Origin of the sequence: Streptomyces sp. NPDC052225, assembly GCF_040679615.1 — a bacterium.
Taxonomy (GTDB): domain Bacteria; phylum Actinomycetota; class Actinomycetes; order Streptomycetales; family Streptomycetaceae; genus Streptomyces.
In genome coordinates this window covers 24,511-47,156 of sequence record NZ_JBFAVD010000003.1, presented here as the reverse complement: position 1 = coordinate 47,156, position 22,646 = coordinate 24,511, and the positions used below count along the sequence as shown (strand labels likewise).

21 protein-coding genes are annotated in these 22,646 nt (G+C 71.5%); 18 read left to right on the top strand and 3 right to left on the bottom strand.

All coding sequences use genetic code 11. The annotated features are described in order from the left end of the window. Nucleotides 1-45: 45 nt before the first annotated feature. The gene (locus AB0L37_RS05780; RefSeq protein WP_365501419.1) at nt 46-798 is read right to left on the bottom strand and encodes an alpha/beta fold hydrolase; all 753 of its coding nucleotides are present in this window, start codon (nt 796-798) and stop codon (nt 46-48) included. Between the two features lie 323 nt (nt 799-1,121). Between AB0L37_RS05780 and AB0L37_RS05775 the strand changes: the two genes are divergently transcribed. The 6 genes from AB0L37_RS05775 to AB0L37_RS05750 all read left to right on the top strand — a co-directional run bounded on the left by AB0L37_RS05775 (nt 1,122) and on the right by AB0L37_RS05750 (nt 6,607). Then, nucleotides 1,122-1,925: a response regulator transcription factor gene (locus AB0L37_RS05775; protein ID WP_365500728.1), complete on the top strand. Its 804-nt coding sequence runs from the start codon at nt 1,122-1,124 to the stop codon at nt 1,923-1,925. 52 nt (nt 1,926-1,977) lie between these two features. Continuing rightward, nucleotides 1,978-3,000, top strand: a complete 1,023-nt coding sequence (locus tag AB0L37_RS05770; protein WP_365500726.1) for a LacI family DNA-binding transcriptional regulator — start codon at nt 1,978-1,980, stop codon at nt 2,998-3,000. Between the two features lie 110 nt (nt 3,001-3,110). Next, the gene (locus AB0L37_RS05765; RefSeq protein WP_365500724.1) at nt 3,111-4,187 is read left to right on the top strand and encodes a trypsin-like peptidase domain-containing protein; all 1,077 of its coding nucleotides are present in this window, start codon (nt 3,111-3,113) and stop codon (nt 4,185-4,187) included. Between the two features lie 37 nt (nt 4,188-4,224). Further along, nucleotides 4,225-4,392: a hypothetical protein gene (locus AB0L37_RS05760; protein ID WP_365500722.1), complete on the top strand. Its 168-nt coding sequence runs from the start codon at nt 4,225-4,227 to the stop codon at nt 4,390-4,392. 53 nt (nt 4,393-4,445) lie between these two features. Further along, nucleotides 4,446-5,186 (top strand): response regulator transcription factor, encoded by a 741-nt coding sequence (locus tag AB0L37_RS05755; RefSeq protein WP_365500720.1) that lies wholly within the window; start codon nt 4,446-4,448, stop codon nt 5,184-5,186. Further along, nucleotides 5,183-6,607, top strand: coding sequence for a HAMP domain-containing sensor histidine kinase (locus tag AB0L37_RS05750; RefSeq protein ID WP_365500718.1), 1,425 nt, complete (start codon nt 5,183-5,185; stop codon nt 6,605-6,607). Before AB0L37_RS05755 ends, AB0L37_RS05750 begins: the two co-directional genes overlap by 4 nt. A 3-nt stretch (nt 6,608-6,610) precedes the next feature. On the opposite strand, the gene AB0L37_RS05745 is transcribed toward AB0L37_RS05750, so the two are convergent. Both AB0L37_RS05745 and AB0L37_RS05740 read right to left on the bottom strand, forming a co-directional pair. Continuing rightward, complete coding sequence (locus AB0L37_RS05745) at nt 6,611-7,795, bottom strand: DUF2993 domain-containing protein (RefSeq protein ID WP_365500716.1); 1,185 nt, start codon at nt 7,793-7,795, stop codon at nt 6,611-6,613. A gap of 149 nt (nt 7,796-7,944) precedes the next feature. Next, the gene (locus tag AB0L37_RS05740) at nt 7,945-9,753 is read right to left on the bottom strand and encodes a bifunctional metallophosphatase/5'-nucleotidase (protein WP_365500714.1); all 1,809 of its coding nucleotides are present in this window, start codon (nt 9,751-9,753) and stop codon (nt 7,945-7,947) included. A 139-nt stretch (nt 9,754-9,892) separates the two neighbouring features. Between AB0L37_RS05740 and mshD the strand changes: the two genes are divergently transcribed. From mshD to pstA, 12 genes are all read left to right on the top strand, one after another. After that, nucleotides 9,893-10,849, top strand: coding sequence for a mycothiol synthase (gene mshD, locus AB0L37_RS05735; RefSeq protein ID WP_365500712.1), 957 nt, complete (start codon nt 9,893-9,895; stop codon nt 10,847-10,849). 108 nt (nt 10,850-10,957) lie between these two features. After that, the gene (locus tag AB0L37_RS05730; RefSeq protein ID WP_365500710.1) at nt 10,958-11,374 is read left to right on the top strand and encodes a GntR family transcriptional regulator; all 417 of its coding nucleotides are present in this window, start codon (nt 10,958-10,960) and stop codon (nt 11,372-11,374) included. Continuing rightward, nucleotides 11,371-12,267, top strand: coding sequence for an ABC transporter ATP-binding protein (locus AB0L37_RS05725; protein ID WP_365500708.1), 897 nt, complete (start codon nt 11,371-11,373; stop codon nt 12,265-12,267). Before AB0L37_RS05730 ends, AB0L37_RS05725 begins: the two co-directional genes overlap by 4 nt. Beyond that, the gene (locus AB0L37_RS05720; RefSeq protein ID WP_365500706.1) at nt 12,264-13,262 is read left to right on the top strand and encodes a hypothetical protein; all 999 of its coding nucleotides are present in this window, start codon (nt 12,264-12,266) and stop codon (nt 13,260-13,262) included. Before AB0L37_RS05725 ends, AB0L37_RS05720 begins: the two co-directional genes overlap by 4 nt. Then, complete coding sequence (locus AB0L37_RS05715) at nt 13,259-14,203, top strand: hypothetical protein (RefSeq protein ID WP_365500704.1); 945 nt, start codon at nt 13,259-13,261, stop codon at nt 14,201-14,203. The genes AB0L37_RS05720 and AB0L37_RS05715 overlap by 4 nt, the downstream gene beginning before the upstream one ends. Beyond that, a complete protein-coding gene (locus tag AB0L37_RS05710) occupies nt 14,200-15,165 on the top strand; it encodes a hypothetical protein (RefSeq protein ID WP_365500702.1) in 966 nt (321 codons plus the stop codon). Before AB0L37_RS05715 ends, AB0L37_RS05710 begins: the two co-directional genes overlap by 4 nt. A gap of 230 nt (nt 15,166-15,395) precedes the next feature. Then, nucleotides 15,396-17,672 (top strand): RNA degradosome polyphosphate kinase, encoded by a 2,277-nt coding sequence (locus AB0L37_RS05705; protein ID WP_365501417.1) that lies wholly within the window; start codon nt 15,396-15,398, stop codon nt 17,670-17,672. Continuing rightward, complete coding sequence (locus AB0L37_RS05700) at nt 17,653-18,609, top strand: CHAD domain-containing protein (RefSeq protein WP_365500700.1); 957 nt, start codon at nt 17,653-17,655, stop codon at nt 18,607-18,609. Before AB0L37_RS05705 ends, AB0L37_RS05700 begins: the two co-directional genes overlap by 20 nt. Beyond that, nucleotides 18,606-19,034: an NUDIX hydrolase gene (locus AB0L37_RS05695; protein WP_365500698.1), complete on the top strand. Its 429-nt coding sequence runs from the start codon at nt 18,606-18,608 to the stop codon at nt 19,032-19,034. Before AB0L37_RS05700 ends, AB0L37_RS05695 begins: the two co-directional genes overlap by 4 nt. Before the next feature lie 255 nt (nt 19,035-19,289). After that, nucleotides 19,290-20,420, top strand: coding sequence for a phosphate ABC transporter substrate-binding protein PstS (gene pstS, locus AB0L37_RS05690; RefSeq protein WP_365500696.1), 1,131 nt, complete (start codon nt 19,290-19,292; stop codon nt 20,418-20,420). A 113-nt stretch (nt 20,421-20,533) separates the two neighbouring features. After that, nucleotides 20,534-21,541, top strand: a complete 1,008-nt coding sequence (gene pstC, locus AB0L37_RS05685; RefSeq protein ID WP_365500694.1) for a phosphate ABC transporter permease subunit PstC — start codon at nt 20,534-20,536, stop codon at nt 21,539-21,541. Further along, on the top strand, nt 21,538-22,602 hold the full coding sequence (pstA, locus tag AB0L37_RS05680; protein ID WP_365500692.1) for a phosphate ABC transporter permease PstA: 1,065 nt from the start codon (nt 21,538-21,540) through the stop codon (nt 22,600-22,602). The genes pstC and pstA overlap by 4 nt, the downstream gene beginning before the upstream one ends. Nucleotides 22,603-22,646 lie beyond the last annotated feature (44 nt).

Sequence of the window (22,646 nt, the reverse complement as noted above, 5' to 3'; positions counted from 1 at the left end):
CTCTCAGTGGTGCGACGCCCTGCTGCGACGTCCTGGTGCGGCGTCCTATTGTGCGGCACCCGCCGCCGCGGCCCACTCCCCGATCCGTCCGAGCAGCTCGTCGCTCGCCGCGTGCTCCGCGTGCCCCATCCCCGGCTCCAGCCACAGTTCGGCGCCGCCCCGGGCGGCGGCGGCCAGCATCCGCGGATGGTCGACGGGGAAGTACGGGTCGCGGTCGCCGTGCACGACGAGCAGCGGCGTCGGCGCGATCAGCGGCACCGACTCGACCGGCGAGAGCGGGATCGGGTCCCAGTCGTACGGATGGATACGGGTGCGGAGCCCGAGCCGCCCCACCACCCGGCCCGAGCGCCGCGTCACCACCCAGTGAAGGCGCCGCATCGGAGCCGTCCCGCGGTAGAACCAGCGGGCCGGGGCGCTGACCGCGACGACGGCGTCGGTGCGCGCTTCCGTGCGCCCCCTGTGCGACGCCGCGTGCCGCAGCACCACCGAACCACCCATCGAAAATCCGACCGTCACCACGCGCGTGTGGCCGAGCGAGCGCGCCCACTCCACCGCCGCCGCGAGATCGAGCACCTCCCGGTCACCGACCGTCGAGCGTCCGCCCGACCGTCCGTGCCCCCGGAACGAGAACGTGACCACGGCCGCACGCTGCGCGAACACCCCTGCCGCGCGCCGCACATGGGGCCGCTCCAGATCGCCGGTGAAGCCGTGCGCGAGCACGATCACGGGGACGTCCGGGCCTCCCGGGCCGGGCTCGTACGCGGCGTCGACGAGGACCCCGTCCTGTGTACGAAGCATCACGCGGCGTCGCCGTTCAGTGATCGGCCGCACAGAAGATCCACGTTCGTCACCTGCCGGACGCCAACTCATGTGGGCTATTCTGCTGGGCAGAGGACTCGGGCAATGCAGCCCCCGAGTCCTTTTGTGCTTTCAGGAGCGTTGTATACGACCTCACTCCTGGCAGCTCAGGGCCCAGGGCGCGGGCCCGCAACGCACCACCGAGCAACACCAGCACCACGAAGCAGTGCCGCAAACGTCCTCGCAGGGACCGAGGAGGAACCAGACGTTATGGGCGAGCGAACCGTGCACGAACGTAGGACGACCCAGGCAGGTGGGCGGCGATGAGTTCTCTGCTGCTCCTGACCAATGCCCTTCAGCCGTCGACGGAGGTGCTCCCCGCTCTCGGCCTGCTCCTGCACAACGTGCGAGTGGCTCCGGCGGAGGGGCCCGCACTCGTCGACACCCCAGGTGCCGACGTCATTCTCATCGACGGGCGCCGTGACCTCCCGCAGGTGCGCAGCCTCTGTCAGCTGCTCCGCTCCACCGGACCCGGCTGTCCGCTGGTCCTCGTCGTGACCGAGGGCGGCCTCGCCGCCGTCACCGCCGACTGGGGCATCGACGACGTCCTCCTGGACACCGCGGGCCCGGCCGAGGTCGAGGCGCGCCTGCGTCTCGCGATGGGCCGCCAGCAGATCGTCGCCGACGACTCCCCCATGGAGATCCGCAACGGCGACCTGTCGGTGGACGAGGCGACGTACAGCGCGAAGCTCAAGGGCCGGGTCCTCGACCTGACCTTCAAGGAGTTCGAGCTCCTCAAGTACCTGGCGCAGCACCCCGGCCGCGTGTTCACGCGCGCCCAGCTGCTCCAGGAGGTCTGGGGCTACGACTACTTCGGCGGCACCCGGACGGTGGACGTGCACGTACGGCGTCTGCGGGCGAAGCTCGGCCCCGAGCACGAGTCGCTGATCGGCACGGTGCGCAACGTCGGCTACCGCTTCGTCACCCCGGAGAAGCCGGAGAAGACGGAGAGGGCGGAGAAGACGGCGGACAAGCACGAGAAGGCGGCGGACGTGCCCGCCCCCAAGAGGGACGAAGCGGACAGCCCGGCCGGGGCGCGCGGCGAAGCCGTCACAGCCGAACCGTAGGAACCCCAAAGCGGCCTGCCCAGAGGGTGGTCCATCCGCGTAGACTCCGCGCGTGGCCAAGGTGACTCGGGACGACGTTGCGCGACTGGCGGGTACTTCGACCGCCGTCGTGTCCTACGTGATCAACAACGGACCCCGGCCGGTCGCCCCGGCCACGCGCGAGCGCGTACAGGCCGCGATCAAGGAGCTGGGGTACCGGCCCGACCGGGTCGCCCAGGCCATGGCGTCGCGGCGTACCGACCTCATAGGCATGATCGTGCCCGACTCGCGCCAGCCGTTCTTCGCGGAGATGGCACACGCCGTGGAACAGGCGGCGGCCGAGCGCGGAAAGATGGTCCTGGTCGGCAACTCCGACTACATCGGGGACCGCGAGGTGCACTACCTGCGCGCGTTCCTCGGCATGCGGGTCTCCGGCCTCATCCTCGTCAGCCACGGGTTCAACGACCTGGCGGCCGCCGAGATCGAGGCGTGGGACGCGCGCGTCGTGCTGCTGCACGAGCGGCCCGAGGCCATCGACGACGTGGCCGTCGTGACCGACGACGTGGGCGGCGCCCAACTCGCCACCCGCCACCTCCTCGAGCACGGCCACGAGTACGTCGCCTGTCTCGGCGGCACCGCTCAGACCCCGACCGTCGGCGACCCGGTCTCCGACCACGTCGAGGGCTGGCGGCGGGCGATGGCCGAGGCGGGCCGCTCCACCGAGGGCCGGCTCTTCGAGGCGCCGTACAACCGCTACGACGCGTACCAGGTGGCGCTCGGTCTGCTCGCCGGGCCCGACCGGCCGCCGGCGATCTTCTGCTCCACGGACGACCAGGCCATCGGTGTGCTGCGCGCGGCACGCGAGCTGCGGATCGACGTGCCGGGCGAGCTGGCCGTGGCCGGGTTCGACGACGTGAAGGAGGCGGGGCTCACCGATCCGCCGCTGACCACGGTCGCCTCGGACCGCTCGGCGATGGCGCGGGCCGCCGTCGACCTCGTCCTCGACGACTCGCTGCGGGTCGCGGGGTCGCGGCGCGAGCGCCTGAAGCTGTTCCCGTCGCGGCTCGTCGTACGGCAGTCCTGCGGCTGCGCGTAGCCCCTTCTCCCTGCGCGACGGCCCGTCTTTATTTCGGGCAAACAGGGTTCTGCCGGGACTCTCAGGACACGCTCAGGTGGCTCTCATGTACGCGCCACAGGCTGGTGTGCATGACCGAGAGCTTCCGCCGCGACGGCGAGTACCCGCAGGGCCCGCAGCAGTCCCCGTACTCCGAGAGCCCGCAGCAGAACCCGACGAGCCCGATACCCGTCGACAGCGCGTGGCCGCCCCCGCCCGCCCACCAGCCCGCCTACCAGTCGGCCGAGCCGTTCGCCGAGCCGGTCGTCGCGCCGGCGAGGAAGAAGCGGATGCGCGGCCCGTTCGGGCTGATCGCGGCCGTGGCCATCGCGGCAGCGGCCGTCGGCGGCGGCACCGCGTACGCCTTCCAGGAGCTGACCGGCTCCGACTCCGCGACGGCGTCCAGCTCCACCAGCACCACCGTGGTGCCCAGCGCGAAGAAGGGCACCGTCGCCGGTGTCGCCGAAGCGGTCAGCCCGTCGATCGTCGAGGTCAATGCGACGCTCTCGTCCGGCTCCTCGACCGGTTCCGGCGTGATCCTCACCAGCGACGGCGAGATCCTCACCAACAACCACGTCGTCTCCGGCGCCTCCTCGGTGAAGGTGCGGACGAGCGACGGCAAGTCGTACACCGCCGAGGTCGTCGGCACCGACGCGAAGAAGGACCTGGCGCTCCTCAAGCTGAAGAACGCCTCCGGCCTCAAGGCCGCCACCCTCGGCGACTCCGACGGCGTGAAGGTCGGCGACGACGTCGTCGCCATCGGCTCCCCCGAGGGCCTGACCGGCACCGTCACCAGCGGCATCGTCTCCGCGCTCGACCGCGATGTCACCGTCTCCACGGGCGAGGACACGCAGGAGCAGCAGGGCGGCAGCGGCCAGTGGCCCTTCGAGTACGGCGGCCAGGAGTTCAACGGCGACACCGGCTCGTCCACCACCACGTACAAGGCGATCCAGACCGACGCCTCGCTCAACCCGGGCAACTCCGGCGGCGCCCTGATCGACATGAACGGCAACATCATCGGCATCAACTCCGCGATGTACTCGTCCAGTTCGTCCGGTTCGTCGGGGGACTCGTCGAGCGCGGGCAGCGTCGGCCTCGGCTTCGCCATCCCGATCAACACCGTCAAGGCCGACCTCGACACGCTGCGGGCCGGAGGCTCCGACAGCTGACCGTTCCCGCGCCGATCCCTCACCGGGAGGTACCACCATGATCCGCACCGTGCGTCACACCGTCGCCGCCACCGGGCCGGCCGACATCGCCCTCGCCGTCGACGTCGCCGCCGCCCTCCACGAGCCCGTCACCCGCGCCCCCGAAGTGGCGCCCGCGGCGCCGCGCCGGGCGGCACGCACGCGCCGCGCGGCCGTGCGAGGCTGAGAACGCCGTACCCGTATCCGTATCCGTATCCGCATGTGAGGGAAGCCCCGCCCATGAGCCCCGCCGAAGGCGACCGCGACGCCCAGCACCGCATTCTCATCGTCGACGACGAGCCCGCGGTACGGGAGGCACTCCAGCGTTCCCTCGCGTTCGAGGGGTACGGGACCGAAGTCGCCGTCGACGGTGCGGACGCGCTGGAGAAGGCCGCCGCGTACCAGCCGGATCTGGTGGTCCTCGACATCCAGATGCCGCGCATGGACGGGCTGACGGCGGCCCGCCGGCTGCGGGCCACCGGGTCGACGACGCCGATCCTGATGCTCACCGCGCGCGACACCGTCGGCGACCGGGTCACCGGGCTCGACGCGGGCGCCGACGACTACCTGGTCAAGCCGTTCGAACTGGACGAGCTGTTCGCGCGGGTGCGGGCGCTGCTGCGGCGCAGCTCCTACGCTGCCGCTTCGGGCGGGGCCGTCGACGACTCCGACGTACTGTCCTTCGCCGATCTGCGGATGGATCTGGCGACGCGGGAGGTGCGGCGGGGTGACCGGACGGTCGAGCTGACCCGCACCGAGTTCACGCTCCTGGAGATGTTCCTGGCCCACCCGCGCCAGGTGCTCACGCGCGAGCAGATCCTGAAGGCGGTCTGGGGCTTCGACTTCGAGCCGTCGTCCAACTCCCTTGACGTGTATGTGATGTACCTCCGCAGGAAGACGGAGGGCGGGGGTGAGCCGCGGCTCGTTCATACGGTGCGGGGTGTGGGGTACGTGTTGCGGTCGGGCGGGGCTTCGGAGTGAACAGAGTCGTACGACGGCTGCGGTCGTTGCCGCTGAGGTCGCGGTTGGCGTTGCTGGTGGCGGTCGCGGTGGCCGCGGCGGTGGCCGCGGTGGCGGTGACGTGCTGGTTCATCACACGGGGTCAGTTGTACGGTCAGCTGGACCAGGACCTGAAGAACCAGGTGCAGTCGCTGAGTCAGAGCCGCCAGTCGCCGGCCCTGCTCACGTGCACCGCCGACACCTCGACGCCCCAGCGCCAGGGCCCCGGCCCGACGGTCCAGGTCGTCTGGTCCGACGGAGACGTGTGCCTGTGGCAGGGGGAGTCGGCGATTCCCGTCCAGCCCTCCGACCTCGCGGTGGCGAACGGTACGGTCGGACCCGACTACCACACGACCGACAACGAGGACGGCGCCGCCATGCGCGTGCTGACCGTCCCGGTGAGCAACAGCCCGGGCAGCACGCTCCAAGGCGTGGCCGTGTCCATTGCCACCCCCCTCTCCGAAGTGACGAAGCCCCTGACCACCCTCGCCTGGGTTCTCCTCCTCGTGGGCGGCATCGGTGTCCTGGGAGCCACGGCCGCCGGGCTGTGGATCGCCCGTACCGGACTGCGTCCCGTCGACCAACTCACCGAGACCGTCGAACACGTAGCCAGAACCGAGGACCTCACCGTGCGGATCCCTGTCGAGGGGGACGACGAGATCGCGCGGTTGTCGGAGTCGTTCAACTCCATGACCGCCTCGCTGGCCTCCTCGCGGGAGCTTCAGCAGCAGCTCATCGCCGACGCCGGGCACGAGCTGCGCACGCCGCTCACCTCCATGCGGACCAACATCGAGCTGCTGACCCGCAGCGAGGAGACGGGTCGCGCCATCCCGCCGGACGACCGCAAGGCCCTGATGGCGTCGCTGAAGGCGCAGATGACCGAACTGGCGGCGCTGATCGGCGACTTGCAGGAGCTGTCGCGTTCGGGGCTGGGCGCGAGCGACGGTCCGCTCAAGGTCGTGTCGCTGCACGAGACGACCCGCGCCGCCCTGGACCGGGCCCGGCTGCGCGGCCCGGAGCTGAAGATCGTCTCCGAGCTGGCGCCCTGGTACGTGATGGCGGAGCCCGCCGCCCTGGAGCGCGCGATCGTCAACCTGCTCGACAACGCCGTGAAGTTCAGCCCGCCCGGCGGCACCGTCGAGGTCCACCTGATGCGCGGCACGCTGACCGTACGGGACCACGGCCCGGGCATCCCGGCCGATGAACTCCCGCACGTCTTCGACCGGTTCTGGCGCTCCCCGACGGCCCGCGCACTGCCGGGCTCGGGGCTCGGCCTGTCGATCGTGGCCCGCACCGTGGAGAGCTACGGCGGCGAGATCGTGCTCTCCGCGGCGGACGGCGGCGGCACGGTCGCCACTCTGAGCCTGCCGGGCACCCCGACCCCGCCGCCCAGCGCGGTCTGAGCGCTATCCGTGGCCGACCGACAGGCCGGCGCCCGAGAGGTCCACGCGGATGCCGTCCTTCTCCACGGTCACGTCGCGCAGCCGTACGTACCCGTGGTCGCCCGGCACCTTCGGCAGGTTGAAGGCGAGGGAGAGCCGGTCGGCGAGCTGCGGGCGGGTGAGGCGGGTCAGGCCGTCGAGGAGGGCCGGGTCGAGGCCGATCTTCTTCAGGAGCCAGGGGTGGTCGATCGCGATGTCGATCAGGTTCATCTTCATCAGGTTCTTCACGAAGCGCGGCGAGCCGGTCAGCTCGCTCACCTTCTGGTCGCTGCTCAGCGCCTGCTGGAGGGCCGTGTCCGGCACGCCCGCGCGGTGCGCGAGGGCGGGGATGGAGAGCAGCCGCCTGGCCTTGTCGGTCTCCTCGGTGATCCGGGCGACCGACTTGGCGGTCAGGTGCAGGCCCTCGCTCTGGCCGGTGCCGGGGCGGTAGGTGGCGAGGTCGCCGAGGTCCAGGCGCATCCCGTCGATCTCGGTGGCGATGCCGCGCCCGCCGAGCCGCCGGATCGTGGCGTCGGCGCGGACCTTCACGTCGTGCCCGGCGACGGGCAGGGTGCCGCGCGCGTGGACCCGGTCGCGGCCGTGGCCGGTGAACGTGACCTGGGAGGCGCCCAGTTCACGGTTCATGTCGGCGAAGCTGAGCAGCACCTCGCCGTGCATCGCGTCGACGGTGGCTCCGCTGATGCCGGTGAGTCCCGAGCCCGTGATCCGTACGTCCTTCGCGGTCGCGGAGACCTTGGCGAGGGTGACGCGGTCGGCGGCGACGTCGGGGACGGTGACCTTCAGCTCGTCGACGCGGCGGTCCGCGAGCTGGGTGAGGAACGGGAAGCCCTCGATCTCGACCTCGGGCGCGGCCGTCAGCTTCAGCTCCTTCTTGAGCTGTTGCGCGGCGCGGTGTTCGGCGTACAGGACGGCCCAGCGGTCGGCGAGGGCGAGGAACGCGGTGAGCACGACGACCGCGACGAGGCCCTTCGCGACGAGCGGGAGCCCGGCGAGGCGCGGGCGGCGGCGACGGCTGCCGCGCCGGTGGTTGGGGGGCGACCAGGCGTCTTCCTCGTCGTCCTCGTCGGCGTACAGCTCACGGAGGGGAACCAAATCCTCCGGCCAACCATCAGACAGAGCGCGGTCGTTGGATATGGGGACGTCGGACATGCGGTGGGGGGTACGCATCGGGTGATTCCACCACAGACCCCCACCCTCTGCGCAAACAATCTTCGCAGCGCCTCCGCACACGCGAAGTGGCCCACGGTTCGACCGTAGGCCACTCGCCGTCAAGACCGCGTTGCGGCCGTGCGCTGCCGCTACTTGAGGATCGTGATCCGGTTGGCGGCCGGCGGCGCGATCGGGTTCGCCGCCGAGGAGTTGGCGGTCAGGTACTCGCTGAACGCCTTCAGGTCGTCGCCGCCGACCAGCGGGTTCTTGCCGGCGCCGAGCGCCGCGAAGCCGTCGCCGCCGCCCGCGAGGAAGGAGTTCATCGCGACGCGGTAGGTGGCGGCCGGGTCGATCGCGGCGCCGTTCAGCTTGACGGTGTCGACGAGCACGCGCGCGGCGCCCGTCTTCTTCATGTCGAGCGTGTACGTGAGTCCGGCCGACGGCTGGAGGATCTTCGGCGATGCCTGGTTGCCGCCGCTGACCTGCTGCTGAAGCGCCTCGATGACCTGCGCCCCGGTGAGGTCGACCAGGTTGACGGTGTTGCCGAACGGCTGGACGGCGAACGCCTCGCCGTACGTCACGACCCCGTCGCCCTCGCTCCCGCTCGCCTTGAAGACGAGGTCGGAGCGCACGCCGCCCGGGTTCATCAGGGCCAGCGAGGTCTTCGGGTCGAGGGACTTGGCGTAGGAGAGCTGGGCGTCCGCGATGAGGTCGCCGAGCGGCTCCTCGGGCGTGGTGGCGCCGCGTCCGGGGATGTCGCCGGAGATGTGGCCGATGCTGCGGCCGGAGACCGGCGCGGCCAGCTTGCTCCACTTGCCGAGCAGCGCCGTCATGTCGAGCGCCTTCTCCTGCGTACGCGACACCACGTGGTTGGCCGACGTCGGCGACTTCACCGACGTACGGACGATGTCCTTGGTGCGGCGGTCGTAGGTCAGCGTCGTGTCCGTGTAGAGCTTCCCGTACGAGGACGCGGACGTGACCATGCGCGGGTTGCCGGCCGGGTCGGGGACGGTGCACACGTACGCCTGGTGCGTGTGGCCGGTGACGAGGGCGTCGACCTTCGGCGTGATGCCCTTGGCGATGTCGACGATCGGTCCGGAGATGCCGTCGCCGGCGCCGGGCGAGTCGCAGTCGTAGTTGTACGCGTCGGAGGCCGGCGCACCGCCCTCGTGGATCAGGGCGACGATCGACTTGACGCCCTGCTTGTCGAGAATCTTCGCGTACTTGTTGACCGTTTCGATCTCGTCGTGGAACTTCAGGCCCTTGACGCCGTCGGCGGACACGATGTTCGGCGTGCCCTCCAGGGTGACGCCGATGAAGCCGACCTTCACGCCGTGCTGCTTCCACACCCAGTAGGGGGCGAGGATCGGCTTGCCGGTCTTCTCGTCCGTCACGTTGGCGGCGAGGTACGGGTAGTCGGCGCCCTCGAAGGTGCGGCCGTCCTCGTAACAGCCGTCCTTGGGGTGGCAGCCGCCGTTCTGGATGCGCGCCAGCTCGGCGGAACCCTCGTCGAACTCGTGGTTGCCGACGCCGGTGACGTCCAGGTCGAGCTTGTTCAGGGCCTCGACGGTGGGCTCGTCGTGGAAGAGCCCGGACACCAGCGGGCTGCCGCCGATCAGGTCGCCGGCCGCGGCGGTCACGCTGTACGGGTGTCCCTTGCGGGCGGTGCGCAAGGAGGTGGCCAGATACTCCACACCGCCGGCGTCGATCTTCTTGGTGGTGCCGTCCGCCTGCCTCTCGGTCACCTGCCCCGACGAACCCGTCGGCGGCTCCAGGTTGCCGTGCAGGTCGTTGAAGGACAGCAGCTGTACGTCCTGGTAGCGGCCCTGCGCGTGGCGCGTGTCGGGCGAGGCGCCCGCGGGCAGCGCGGCGATCAGCGCGCCTGCCGTGGCGAGCGTGGCGGCACCGGCGAGCGCGGCTCTCACACGGCGCCCGGGCCGATGGGTCTGTGCGGGCATGGGTGTCCCCCTGGGTGGGCTGTGCTGCGTCTGTGACTGCGGGTGCAGCCTAGAGTCAACGCGCGTAGCGCAACAGGGGATTGCAGGTTACGAGCTCGTTGCCATCGCACCGTCGGACCCGCGCCGTACCCTCGTATCCATGACCACGGACCCCGCACCCAGCACCGATCCGGCCTCCCCCGGCCGCGCGATCGAGACCCTGTCCGCCCTGACCGACGAGCAGTCCGCCGCCGTGCTCGCGCTCCTCACGGAGGCCGCGCGGGCCGACGGACAGCAGGCCGTATCGGAGCAGGGGCGGCTGCAACTGCGGGGCGGGGAGCGCGAAGGGGTACGGCATCTGCTGCTCTCCGCTGACGGGCAGCTGATCGGGTACGCGCAGCTGGAGGACACCGATCCGATCGAGGCTCCGGCCGCCGAGCTGGTCGTGCACCCGGCGCACCGCGGGCACGGGCACGGGCGGGCGCTCGGCGCGGCGCTGCTCGCGGCGTCCGGCAAGCGGCTGCGGGTGTGGGCGCACGGCGGGCACAGCGCGGCGCGGCATCTCGCGCAGGTGCTCGGCCTCACCCTGTTCCGTGAACTGCGCCAGATGCGGCGGCCGTTGGCCGGGGCCGAGGGCCCCGAGCTGCCGGAACCGGCCCTTCCGGCCGGGGTGCGGATCCGTACGTTCGTGCCCGGTCAGGACGACGCGGCCTGGCTCGCGGTGAACGCGGCGGCGTTCTCCCACCACCCCGAGCAGGGCTCCCTCACCCAGCGCGACCTGGACGACCGCAAGGCGGAGCCGTGGTTCGACCCGGCCGGCTTCTTCCTCGCGTTCAAGAAGACGGATCGGGGCGACGAGCTGGTCGGCTTCCACTGGACGAAGGTGCACGCCGAGGAGCGCCTCGGCGAGGTGTACGTGGTCGGGGTCGCGCCCGGACAGCAGGGCGGCGGGCTCGGCAAGGCGCTCACCACGACGGGCCTGCGGCACCTGGCGGCGGCCGGTCTGCCGACCGCGATGCTCTACGTCGACGCGGACAACAAGGCGGCCGTGAGCGTGTACGAGCGGCTGGGTTTCACCACGTACGAGACGGACCTGATGTATCGCACAGAGTCCTGACCTGCTGTTTTTTCGGAGAGGCCCGGAAGAGGGGGCGGCGTCGCTTGACGCCGCCCCCTCTCTTGCATCACCCTTTCACTACTTGATTAGTGAAAGGGGGGTGCGCCAGTGACTGAGCCAGAGCGGGTCATCGAGTTCCGGATCGACCGGCACAGCGGCGTCTCCACCTACCTGCAGATCGTCCATCAGACGGAGCAGGCCCTGCGGCTCGGCATGCTCGAGCCCGGCGACAAGCTGCCCACGGCCCGCGAGGTCGTCGAGGCGACCGCCATCAATCCGAACACGGTGCTCAAGGCCTACCGCGAGCTGGAGCGCTCGGGCCTCGTCGAGGCCCGCCGCGGCCTGGGCACCTTCGTCCGCCGCACGCTCGGCTCCGCCCCCGCCGACTCCCCCCTCAAGGGCGAGCTCGACGACTGGGCGCAGCGGGCCAAGGAAGCGGGGCTCGACCGCGACGACGTGGCGGCCCTCTTCAACAGCGCGCTGGAAGCGCACTTCGGCACCATCACCACCAAGGGGAACGCATGAGCACGGCCATCGAGGCCACCGGTCTCGCCAAGCGGTACGGGCGGCGCGCCGCCGCGGCCCTCGACGACTGCTCCTTCCGGCTGCCCGCCGGCCGGATCAGCGCCCTCGTCGGGCCCAACGGCGCCGGAAAGTCCACGCTGCTGGCCATCGCCGCCGGGCTGCTGCGGCAGAGCTCGGGCCGGATCAGCGTCCTCGGCGGCGCCCCCGGCGAGCACCGCGCCAAGGTCGCCTACCTCTCGCAGGACAAGCCCCTGCACCCCCAGCTGTCCATCGCGGACACGCTGCGCATGGGCGCCGAGCTGAACCCCGGACGGTGGGACGCGGCCTACGCGGCGGGCATCGTCGAGCAGGGCGACCTCGACCCGAAGGCCAAGGTCCGCACCCTCTCCGGCGGCCAGCGCACCCGCGTCGCGCTCGCCCTCGCCCTCGGCAAGCGGCCCGAGCTGATGCTCCTGGACGAGCCGGTCGCCGACCTCGACCCGCTCGCCCGGCACGAGCTGATGGGCACGCTGATGGCGGACGCGGCCGAGCACGGCACGACCGTCCTGATGTCGTCGCACATCGTCTCCGAGCTGGCCGACGCCTGCGACCACCTGCTGCTCCTCGGCGGCGGCCGGATCCGGCTCGGCGGCGGCATCGACGACCTGATCGGCGCGCACAGCCTGGTCACAGGCCGCGGCGACCTCGCCGGCCACACGGTCGTCGAGTCCCGCCCCTCGGGCCGCGGCCAGACCGCCCTGATCCGCCGCGACGGGCCGCTCGGTGAAGGCTGGCAGGTGCAGGAGCCCTCCCTGGAGGAGCTGCTCCTCGCGCACCTGCGCTCCCCCGAAGCCCCGGCCCTGCTGACCCCGAGCACCACCGCGGGCACGCACCGTTCGGCGGTGTCCGCATGAGCGCCCCGACCCTGGAGCGACCGGCCGCGTCGGTCCGCCGCACCCTGCCCGGCACCGACGGCCTCGTGTGGACCGTGCGCCGGCTGCACCGCACCGCCCTGTGGGTGTGGGCGGGATACGTCGCCGTCAGCGCGGGCCTGCTGCTGTGGCTGTGGGGGCCCGGCTCGTCCGCCGCGCAGAAGGCGTTCGACACGTTCGGCTACGGCGGGGCGCAGGAGAACGGGTGGGAGGGGCGTTCCGTCTACTTCCCGCTGATCGGCACCTCCTTCGACGCCCTCTTCTACGATCCGCTGACGCTGACCCGGATCGCCACGATCGCGATCGCCGTGTTCGCGGCGGGTCCGCTGATCGCGCGCGAACTGGAGTCGGGCACCGCCCGGTTGGCGTGGACGCAGTCCGTGTCACCGGCCCGCTGGCTCGCCGCCAAGCTGGCCGTCCCCGCGCTGCTGATCACGGCGGGCACCGGCCTGGTCGTGGTCCTGTACCGCGGGGTCTGGGACAGCGACAACCACCTGCTGATCGCCGGCATCGGCCCGCGCGACTTCGCCTTCTCCGTCGGCCCGGCGACCGTGGCGAACGCCCTGTTCGGCCTGGCCCTCGGCGTGCTCGCCGCGCTGGTCCTGCGCCGCACCCTGCCCGCGATGGCCGTCGCCGGGATCGGGCAGTACCTGGTCGGCGCTCTGCGGGGCAACTCCTGGCCGTTCCAGGGCGCTTACCAGCAGCCCGAGCTGCCGGTCCACAGCAAGGCGATCACGTCCGGCGGCGCGCAGATCAGCGACCCGGGCTGCTACCTGAGCCGGAGCTGCCTCGACAAGCACGACGTCGTGGGCTTCACCCGGCACTACCTGCCCTCCCCCGACTACTGGCCCCGCCAGCTCACCGAGACGGGCATCCTCCTCGGCCTCACCGCGCTCGCCGTGGTGGCGGCGTTCCTGGTCCTGCGCCGCTACCAGCCCAAGCGCGTCGCCCCGCTCGGCAAGGAGGCCTCCGCATGAGCAGCCTGACCCTCACCCGCCCGACGGGGCTCAACTGGACGGTGCTGCGCCTGCACCGCGGCGCCCTGACCCTGTGGGGCGCGTACGTGGCCGTCGCCGCGGGCCTGCTGCTGTGGGCCTGGGGCCCCGGCACGGCCGGGCTCGGCATCACCGGGCGGTGCAGCCTGGCGGTGGCGAACGCGTGCACCGCGAAGGGCTCGACCGCGGAGGCCTACCACTACGTCCTGAATGCGGTGGGCCTCTCCCTGTCCTTCCTGCCGCTGGCCGTCGCCGTCTTCGCGGGCGGCGCGCTCATCGGCCGCGAGCTGGAGAGCGGCACCGCCCACCTGGCATGGACCCAGTCGGTCCCTCCGCTGCGCTGGCTCGCCGTCAAGCTGGCCGTCCCCGCGCTGGCCCTGACCGCCGGCACGGGCCTCCTGGTGGTGCTGCGCAGGGCGGTCGCGGCGCAGGCCCCCGGCCTCCCCGGGAACCGTTGGTTCACCGGCAGCTTCGAGCTGTTCGGGCCGGCCGCCGTGGTTCTGCCCCTGCTCGGCCTGGCGTGCGGCGCCCTCGGCGCCCTGCTCCAGCGGCGCGTGCTGGCCGGGGCCGGGTTCGGCTTCGTCCTCACGCTCCTGCTGACGCTGGCGGTCGGCTATCTGCGCCCGTACCTGTGGCCCATGAAGACCGTCGTCGGCTCGCTCGACGAGGGCTACCCGGCGTTCGTCGGTGAGCAGTGGAAGGAGGACGCGGTCACCGCCTCCGGTGCCCACGTCGCCGACCCCATGTGCGTCGACGACCGCGCCTGCCTCGCCGAGCACCACATCACCGGCTACTACCGCGAGGGCCACCCGCCCTCCCATTTCTGGCCGCTCCAACTCATCGAGACCGGCATCCTGTTGGGCCTCACCGGTGTCGTGACGCTGATCGCCTTCCGTGTGCTCAGAAGGAGAGTGAGTTCATGACGTACGCGCTCCCGGTGCTCCAGCGCCTGCGGCCCTCCGGATCGATATGGGCGGCGCTGCGGCTGCACCGCCTCGCCCTGTGGGTGTGGACCGCGGCGGTCCTGGTCTCCGTCGCCCTCCTGCTGTGGCTGTACGGACCCGGGGCGGACGCTGCGACGAGCCATCTGGGGGCGTGCCGGACCGCCGGCTGCGAACCCGTCGGCGGTGCCTACGGCCGCTACGAGCTGCTCACCCAGCTGACCGGCGCGGTGATCCTCTGCGCTCCGTACATCGCGGCCGTCTTCATGGGCGGTTCCTGCGTCGGGCGTGAACTGGAGCGCGGTACGGCCCAGTTGGCGTGGACGCAGTCCCGCACCCCGACCCGTTGGTTGGCGACCACGCTCGCCGTCCCTGCGGCCTGGTTCCTGATCGGCCTGGTCCCGCTGGTCGCCCTCCACCACCTCGTGTGGGCGTCGGGCCCGCTGCCGCACGCCTACCCCTGGTACGACCCGGACATCTTCGCCGGCGGGGGCGCGGTCCCGTTCGCCCGTGTACTGCTGGGTCTCGCGGCCGGAGCACTCGGCGGGCTGCTGTGCCGCAAGGCGCTCCCCGGAGCGCTCCTCGGCGCCCTCGCACCGCTGGTGGCCGACATGCTCGGCAGGCGCTACCGCCCCAGCCTCTGGCCCACCGTCACCGACACCGGCCTCTCGGCCCTGCGCCCGCCCGCCGGCGCCCAGGTCCTGATCCACGGCGCCGTCCCGAGAAGCACCGGCGAGCGCATCGCCAACAACAACGCCTGCGTGGGCGCCGACAGCCCCGTGGACCTCCACCGCTGCACGGAGAAGTTCCAGGACTTCTGGGTCACGTACCACCCGAAGTCCCACTACTGGCCCCTCCAGCTGGCGGAATCCGCCACGGTGATTACCATGGCCGCGCTCCTCACGGCCGTCGCCTTCCGGCTGCTCAGGCGCCGCACCGCCTGACGCGGGAGGCCTCGTGGACAGCGCGGAGCCGCCCGCCCATAGCCCGCACGTCATGTCTCCGTAACCAGCGATTCAGACGGACTTGCGACGCTCACGGAATGCAGCCCCCCGCGCCCGACCCCTCGAAGGCCCCGCAGGAACCGGCCCCCCAGGCCCGGCTCCGGCTCGCGCCCGCGCTCTCCGACGTCGTCGGCGCGCCCGAGAGCGTCTCCACGCGGAAGAATGGGTCCATGAGCCAGCCGAATGCCGCCCAGGACCAGTCCGCAGCCCCGTCGGCCCCGCAGCCCCAGCCTTCCGTGGGCTCTCTTGCCGCGCACCGCCCCCATCCCGTGGCGGCCGGCGACTTCGACGCGAAGCTCGCCGGGATCGTCGCCGACATCGACGCGGACCCGGACGACTACGAGGACGAGTACGCGGGCCAGGAGGGCGCCGAGCTGCCGCAGGGCCGCTTCCTGGACCGCGAGCGCAGCTGGCTGGCCTTCAACGAGCGGGTTCTCGAACTGGCCGAGGACCCGAACACCCCGCTCCTGGAGCGCGCGAACTTCCTGGCGATCTTCGCCTCGAACCTGGACGAGTTCTTCATGGTCCGCGTCGCGGGCCTCAAGCGCCGCATCGCCACCGGCGTCGCCACCCGATCGGCCTCCGGGCTCCAGCCCCGCGAGGTCCTTGAGCTGATCTGGAACCGCTCGCGCGAGCTCATGGCCCGGCACGCGGCCTGCTACCAGGACGACGTCGCCCCGTCCCTGGCCGACGAGGGCATCCACGTCGTGCGCTGGAACGAGCTGACCGAGAAGGAACAGGCCCGGCTCTACACCCTGTTCATGAACCAGATCTTCCCGGTCCTGACGCCGCTGGCCGTCGACCCCGCGCACCCGTTCCCGTACATCTCGGGCCTGTCCCTGAACCTCGCCGTCGTCGTCAGCAACCCGGTGAGCGGCCACCGCCACTTCGCCCGCGTCAAGGTCCCGCCGCTGCTCTCCCGCTTCCTGGAGGCGTCCCCGCAGCGCTACGTCCCGATCGAGGACGTCATCGCCGCGCCCCGCCACCTCGCCGAGCTGTTCCCCGGGATGACGGTCGAGGAACACCACATGTTCCGCCTCACCCGCAACGAGGACCTCGAAGTCGAGGAGGACGACACCGAGAACCTGCTCCAGGCCCTGGAGAAGGAGCTCATGCGGCGCCGTTTCGGTCCGCCGGTGCGCCTGGAGGTCGAGGAGACCATCGACTCCGAGGTACTGAGCCTGCTCGTACGGGAGTTGAAGATCAGCGAGGCCGAGGTGTACCCGCTGCCGGGGCCGCTCGACCTCACCGGTCTGTTCTCGATAGCCGGCCTGGACCGGCCCGAGCTGAAGTACCCCAAGTTCGTGGCGGGCACCCACCGCGACCTCGCCGAGGTGGAGTCCGCGTCCGCGCCCGACGTCTTCGCCGCCCTGCGCCAGCGCGACGTCCTCCTTCACCACCCGTACGACAGCTTCTCCACCTCCGTACAGGCCTTCCTGGAGCAGGCGGCCAACGACCCGGACGTGCTCGCCATCAAGCAGACGCTGTACCGCACGTCGGGCGACTCGCCGATCGTGGACGCGCTGATAGACGCCGCCGAGGCGGGCAAGCAGGTCCTCGTCCTCGTCGAGATCAAGGCGCGCTTCGACGAGCAGGCCAACATCAAGTGGGCGAGGAAGCTGGAGGAGGCGGGCTGCCACGTCGTCTACGGCCTCGTCGGCCTCAAGACGCACTGCAAGCTCTCGCTCGTCGTCCGCCAGGAGGGCGACAGCCTCGTCCGCTACAGCCACGTCGGCACGGGCAACTACCACCCCAAGACCGCCCGTCTGTACGAGGACCTGGGGCTTCTGACGGCCAATCAGGAAGTCGGGGCCGACCTCTCCGACCTCTTCAACCGGCTCTCCGGCTACTCGCGCCGCGAGACCTACCGCCGCCTCCTCGTCGCCCCCAAGTCCCTGCGTACGGGGCTGATCACGCGGATCGACAAGGAGGTCCAGCACCACCGTGCGGGCCGTCCCGCGTACGTCCGTATCAAGGTCAACTCGATGGTCGACGAGGCCGTCATCGACGCCCTCTACCGGGCGTCGCAGGCGGGCGTGCCGGTCGACGTGTGGGTGCGCGGGATCTGCGCGGTGCGGCCCGGCGTCGCGGGCCTGTCGGAGAACATCCGGGTCCGCTCGGTGCTCGGCCGCTTCCTGGAGCACTCGCGCGTCTTCGCCTTCGGCAACGGCGGCGAGCCCGAAGTCTGGTTCGGCAGCGCCGACATGATGCACCGCAACCTCGACCGCCGCATCGAGGCCCTGGTCCGCGTCGAGGACCCGGCCCACCGGGCCGCCCTCAACCGGCTGCTCGAAACGGGGATGTCCGACACCACCGCCTCCTGGCACCTGGGCCCGGACGGCAACTGGACCCGCCACGCGGCCGATGCGGACGGGCGCCCCCTGCGCAACGTACAGGAGATGCTCATAGACGCCCGGAGGCGCCGGCGTGGCACAGCAACACCTTGATCCCAGCGGGCCGTTCCCCGTGCAGGACGGGACCACGGCCCTGGGGGGCTATCTGCGCTCCCAGGCCACCGAGTTCCTGCGCTCGCTGCGCCAGCACCGCGAGAGCGGCGCGGCGGGCGACACGGCGGACGCGGCCCGCGCCCTGCGCCGCGCCGCCCGCCGGATCAGCGGCACCCTGCACACGTTCCGGCCGCTGCTCGACGCGGACTGGTCGGACGCACTGCGGCCCGAACTGGCGTGGCTGTCCGGCACGTTGGCGCAGGAGCACGCGTACGGGGAGCGCCTGGAGCGGCTCGGCGACGCGCTCCAGCGGCTGACGACGGCCGGGCCCGCACCGGCCGCCCGGCTGCCCCAACAGGCGCCCGCCACCAACGCGTTGACGGTCGGCGCGGCCAAGGCGGCGGCGCTCCTCGACCGCCAGCTCACCCTCGCCCGCACCCGCGCGCACAGCACCGCGCTCCAGGCCCTCGGCTCGTCCCGCTTCCACGCGGTCGCCGACAACGTCGCGGTGCTCGCCAGCGAGGTGCCGCTGTCCGGCGCGGACACCGGGCTGAACAAGCTCGCCCTGGAGGCCGAGTCCCGGCTCGCCGAGGCGGTCGCCGCGCTGCGCCACACCGGCCACCCGTACAACGCGGACGCCGACACCCCCTGGCACCACGTACGCCTGCTGCTGCGGCTGCACCGTTACGCCCAGGAGGTCGTCCTCGACGATCCGCGGGCCGACCCGCGCCTGTGCGAGGCCGCGCACGCCCTGAACACGCACCGGGACGCCGCCGAGGCCGCGGCCGCCGCCGCGCAGGCCGCGCGCACCCCGCGCATCGCGCCCCCGACGGCGTACGCCCTCGGCGTGCTCCACGCCGACCAGCGGCACGAGGTGGAAGCCGCCAGGATCGAGTTCCGGCAGGCATGGCAGCGAGAGAGGGTGGGCACCCCATGACCGTGCACGAGGACGACACCCCCACCGTGCGGGCCGCCGGCTGCGTCCTGTGGCGCCGCTCCCCCTTCGACGGCGGCCTGGAGATCTGCCTGGTCCACCGGCCCAAGTACGACGACTGGTCGCACCCCAAGGGCAAGCTGAAGCGCGGCGAGGACGCGCTGACCGGCGCGCTGCGCGAAGTGGCGGAGGAAACCGGCCACTCCTGCACCCCGGGCACCACGCTGCCCACGGTCCGCTACGTCGCGAACGGCCGCCCCAAGCGCGTCGACTACTGGGCCGCGGAGGCCTCCGGTGGCGTCTTCACCCCGAACCACGAGGTCGACCGCATCGTCTGGCTCCCGCCGCGCGCGGCCAGAAACCGCCTCACGCAGGCCCGTGACCGGGGCCTCGTCGACGCCCTGCTCGACGCTCTCCATGTCGCCTGACCGTCACCGGGCACACGGCTCCGCGCCTCTCACCGCACCGCCCGCTTAGGTTCACCCTCCGTTCACTCATGCCCATCGACCGCTTCACCTGATCTGCCTAATTTCGGCCTTACGCGGTGAGTCACCGCCCCCGGATCGACCACGGGGGACTACGGGGATTCCGGGGGCAGGACTCACCGCGCCGAAATCTCCGCAGACTCCGCACGCCGCCACTGACGACACGAGGCCGGCGGCTCCTGGAAGGAACATCCGAAGGTGAAGCTTCAGCGCAAGAACCGGCTCCGCGCCCTCTCCCTCGGCGCCCTCGCCGTCTCCGGCGCCCTGGCCCTCACGGCGTGCGGCTCCGACGACACCAGCGACACCACCGGCGGCAGCGGCGCCAGCTCCTCCGCCAAGGCCGGCAACATCAAGTGCGACGACGCCAAGGGCCAGCTCCTGGGCATCGGCTCCTCGGCGCAGGCCAACGCGGTCGACGCCTGGCGCCAGGCCTACGCCCAGGCGTGCTCGGGCGTGCAGATCAACTACAAGCCCGACGGTTCCGGCGCCGGTGTCACCGCGTTCAACCAGGGCCAGGTCGCCTTCGCGGGCTCCGACTCGGCGCTGAAGCCCGAGGAGATCACCGCCTCGAAGAAGGTCTGCAAGGGCGGCCAGGGCATCGACCTGCCGATGGTCGGCGGCCCGATCGCCGTCGCGTTCAACGTCTCGGGCGTCGACAGCCTGACCCTGGACGCGTCGACCCTCGCGAAGATCTTCGACTCGAAGATCACCAAGTGGAACGACCCGGCGATCAAGAAGCTGAACCCCGAGGCGAAGCTCCCGTCGACCAAGATCCAGGCGTTCCACCGCTCGGACGAGTCCGGCACCACGGACAACTTCACCAAGTACCTGAAGGCCGCGTCCCCGAACGACTGGAAGTACGAGGGCGGCAAGGCCTGGCAGGCCAAGGGCGGCCAGTCCGCGCAGGGCTCCTCCGGCCTCGCGCAGCAGGTCAAGCAGGTCGACGGCGCGATCTCCTACTTCGAGCTCTCCTACGCCAAGGGCATCAAGACCGTCGACATCGACACGGGCGCCTCGGCCCCGGTCAAGGCGACCACGGAGAACGCCACCAAGGCGATCGCCGACGCCAAGGTCGTGGGCACCGGCAAGGACCTCGCCCTCGAGCTGAACTACGCCACCAAGGCCGACGGCGCGTACCCGATCACCCTGGTCACGTACGAGATCGTCTGCGACAAGGGCAACAAGGCCGACACCCTGGCCGCCACCAAGTCCTTCCTGACCTACACGGCCTCGGACGAGGGCCAGGCCGTGCTCGCCGACCTGGGCTACGCCCCGATCCCGACCGAGATCAACGCGAAGGTCCGCGAGACCGTCGCCGGCATCAGCTGACCCAGCGTGCGGGCCGCCCGATCCACGGGTGGCCCGCACCGTCCGGTGCACCGCCGCCAGAAGTCCCGTAACTCCCCCGCGTGACACGGGACTTCGCAGACCGGAGAACCCTCATGGACATCACCACGCAAGCACCCGCGCCACCGGCGCCCGCCGATCGCCCCTCCCCAGCCCAGCAGAAGCGCGCCGCCCGCGGCGCCACCCGCCCCGGTGACCGGATCTTCCTCGGTCTCTCGCGCGGCTCGGGCATTCTGCTCCTGGTGATCATGGCCGCGATCGCGGTCTTCCTGACCTACCGCGCCTCGCTGGTCCTCTCGAAGAACGAGGGCAACTTCCTCACCACCTTCGAGTGGAACGCGACCGCGACGCCCCCCGTCTTCGGCATCGCCGTCCTCGCCTTCGGCACGATCGTCACGTCGGTCATCGCCATGCTGATCGCGGTCCCCGTGGCCGTCGGCATCGCGCTCTTCCTGACGCACTACGCGCCGAAGAAGCTGAGCGGCACCATCGCCTACGTCATCGACCTGCTGGCCGCCGTGCCGTCCATCGTGTACGGCCTGTGGGGCGCCCTCTTCCTGGTGCCGCACATGGAGGGCGTCTTCGCCTGGCTCGACGACTACTTCGGCTGGACCGGCATCCTCGACTACCAGGGCGGCGCCCCGCGCACCCTGCTCACCGTCGGCATCCTGCTGGCGATCATGATCCTGCCGATCATCACCAACGTCTCCCGCGAGGTCTTCCGGCAGGCCCCCCTGATGCACCAGGAGGCGGCCCTCGCCCTCGGCGCCACCCGCTGGGAGGTCATCCGCATGTCGGTGATCCCCTTCGGCCGCTCCGGAGTGATCTCCGCGTCGATGCTCGGCCTCGGCCGCGCGCTCGGCGAGACGATGGCCGTCGCCACGGTCCTCTCCCCCGACTTCCTGATCCACACCAGCCTGCTCGACCCGGGCGGCGGCACGTTCGCGCAGAACATCGCCGCGAAGTTCTCCGAGGCCAACGACCAGGGCCGCGACGCCCTCATCGCCTCGGGCCTGGTCCTGTTCGTCATCACCCTCCTGGTGAACGGCGCGGCCCGCCTGATCATCGCCCGCCGCAAGGAGTACTCGGGGGCCAACGCATGAGCCACGCATCCGTACCCGTGAAGCGCCCGAACTCCCTGAGCGCCGCGCGCCTGCCCCGCTGGTCCCCCTGGGCCATCGCGGTCGGCTCGGTCGCCGCGGGCTGTGCCATCGGCCTCGGCGGCGGCCTCGACAGCCGCATCCAGTGGGGCCTGATCGCCGCGCTGCTCTTCGTCCTCGTCACGTACGTGCTCGCCGCGAAGGTCGAGGGCAGGCGCCAGGCCAAGGACCGCGTCGCCACCAGCGTCGTCTGGGTCGCGTTCATCCTCGCCGTGATCCCGCTCGCCTCGCTGATCTACGAGACGGTCAAGCGCGGCATCAAGGTCCTGGACCCGTACTTCCTGAGCCACTCGATGGGCTTCGTCACCAGCTACCAGCCGGGCGGCGGCATCTACCACGCCATCCTCGGCACCCTGGAGCAGGTCGGCCTCGCCACCCTGATCTCGGTCCCGATCGGCCTGCTCACGGCGATCTACCTGGTCGAGTACGGGCGCGGCAAGCTCGCGAAGGCCGTCACGTTCTTCGTCGACGTCATGACGGGCATCCCGTCCATCGTCGCCGGCCTCTTCGTCCTGTCCTTCTGGATCCTGATCCTCGGCTTCGGCTTCTCCGGCTTCGCCGGCTCGATGGCCCTGTCCATCCTGATGATCCCGGTCGTGGTCCGCTCCACCGAGGAGATGCTCAAGCTCGTCCCGAACGAGCTGCGCGAGGCCTCCCTGGCGCTCGGCGTCCCGAAGTGGCGCACGATCCTCAAGGTCGTCCTGCCCACGTCGATCGGCGGCATCACCACCGGCATCATGCTGGCGGTCGCCCGCATCGCCGGTGAGACGGCCCCGGTGCTGCTCCTGGTCTTCGGCAACCCGCTGATCAACAGCAACCCGTTCGACGGCCCGCAGGCCTCGCTGCCGCTGTACATCTACCAGCAGTACGCGGGCAGCGGCGGCAGCGAAGCGGCGTACGACCGCGCCTGGGCCGCGGCCCTCGTGCTCATCGCCTTCATCATGATCCTCAACCTCGTGGCCCGCGGCATCGCCCGCTGGAAGGCCCCGAGCGCCGGTCGCTGAGCGCGGCCATCCTCAGCGACATCACGCAACCCGGAAGTGAACTG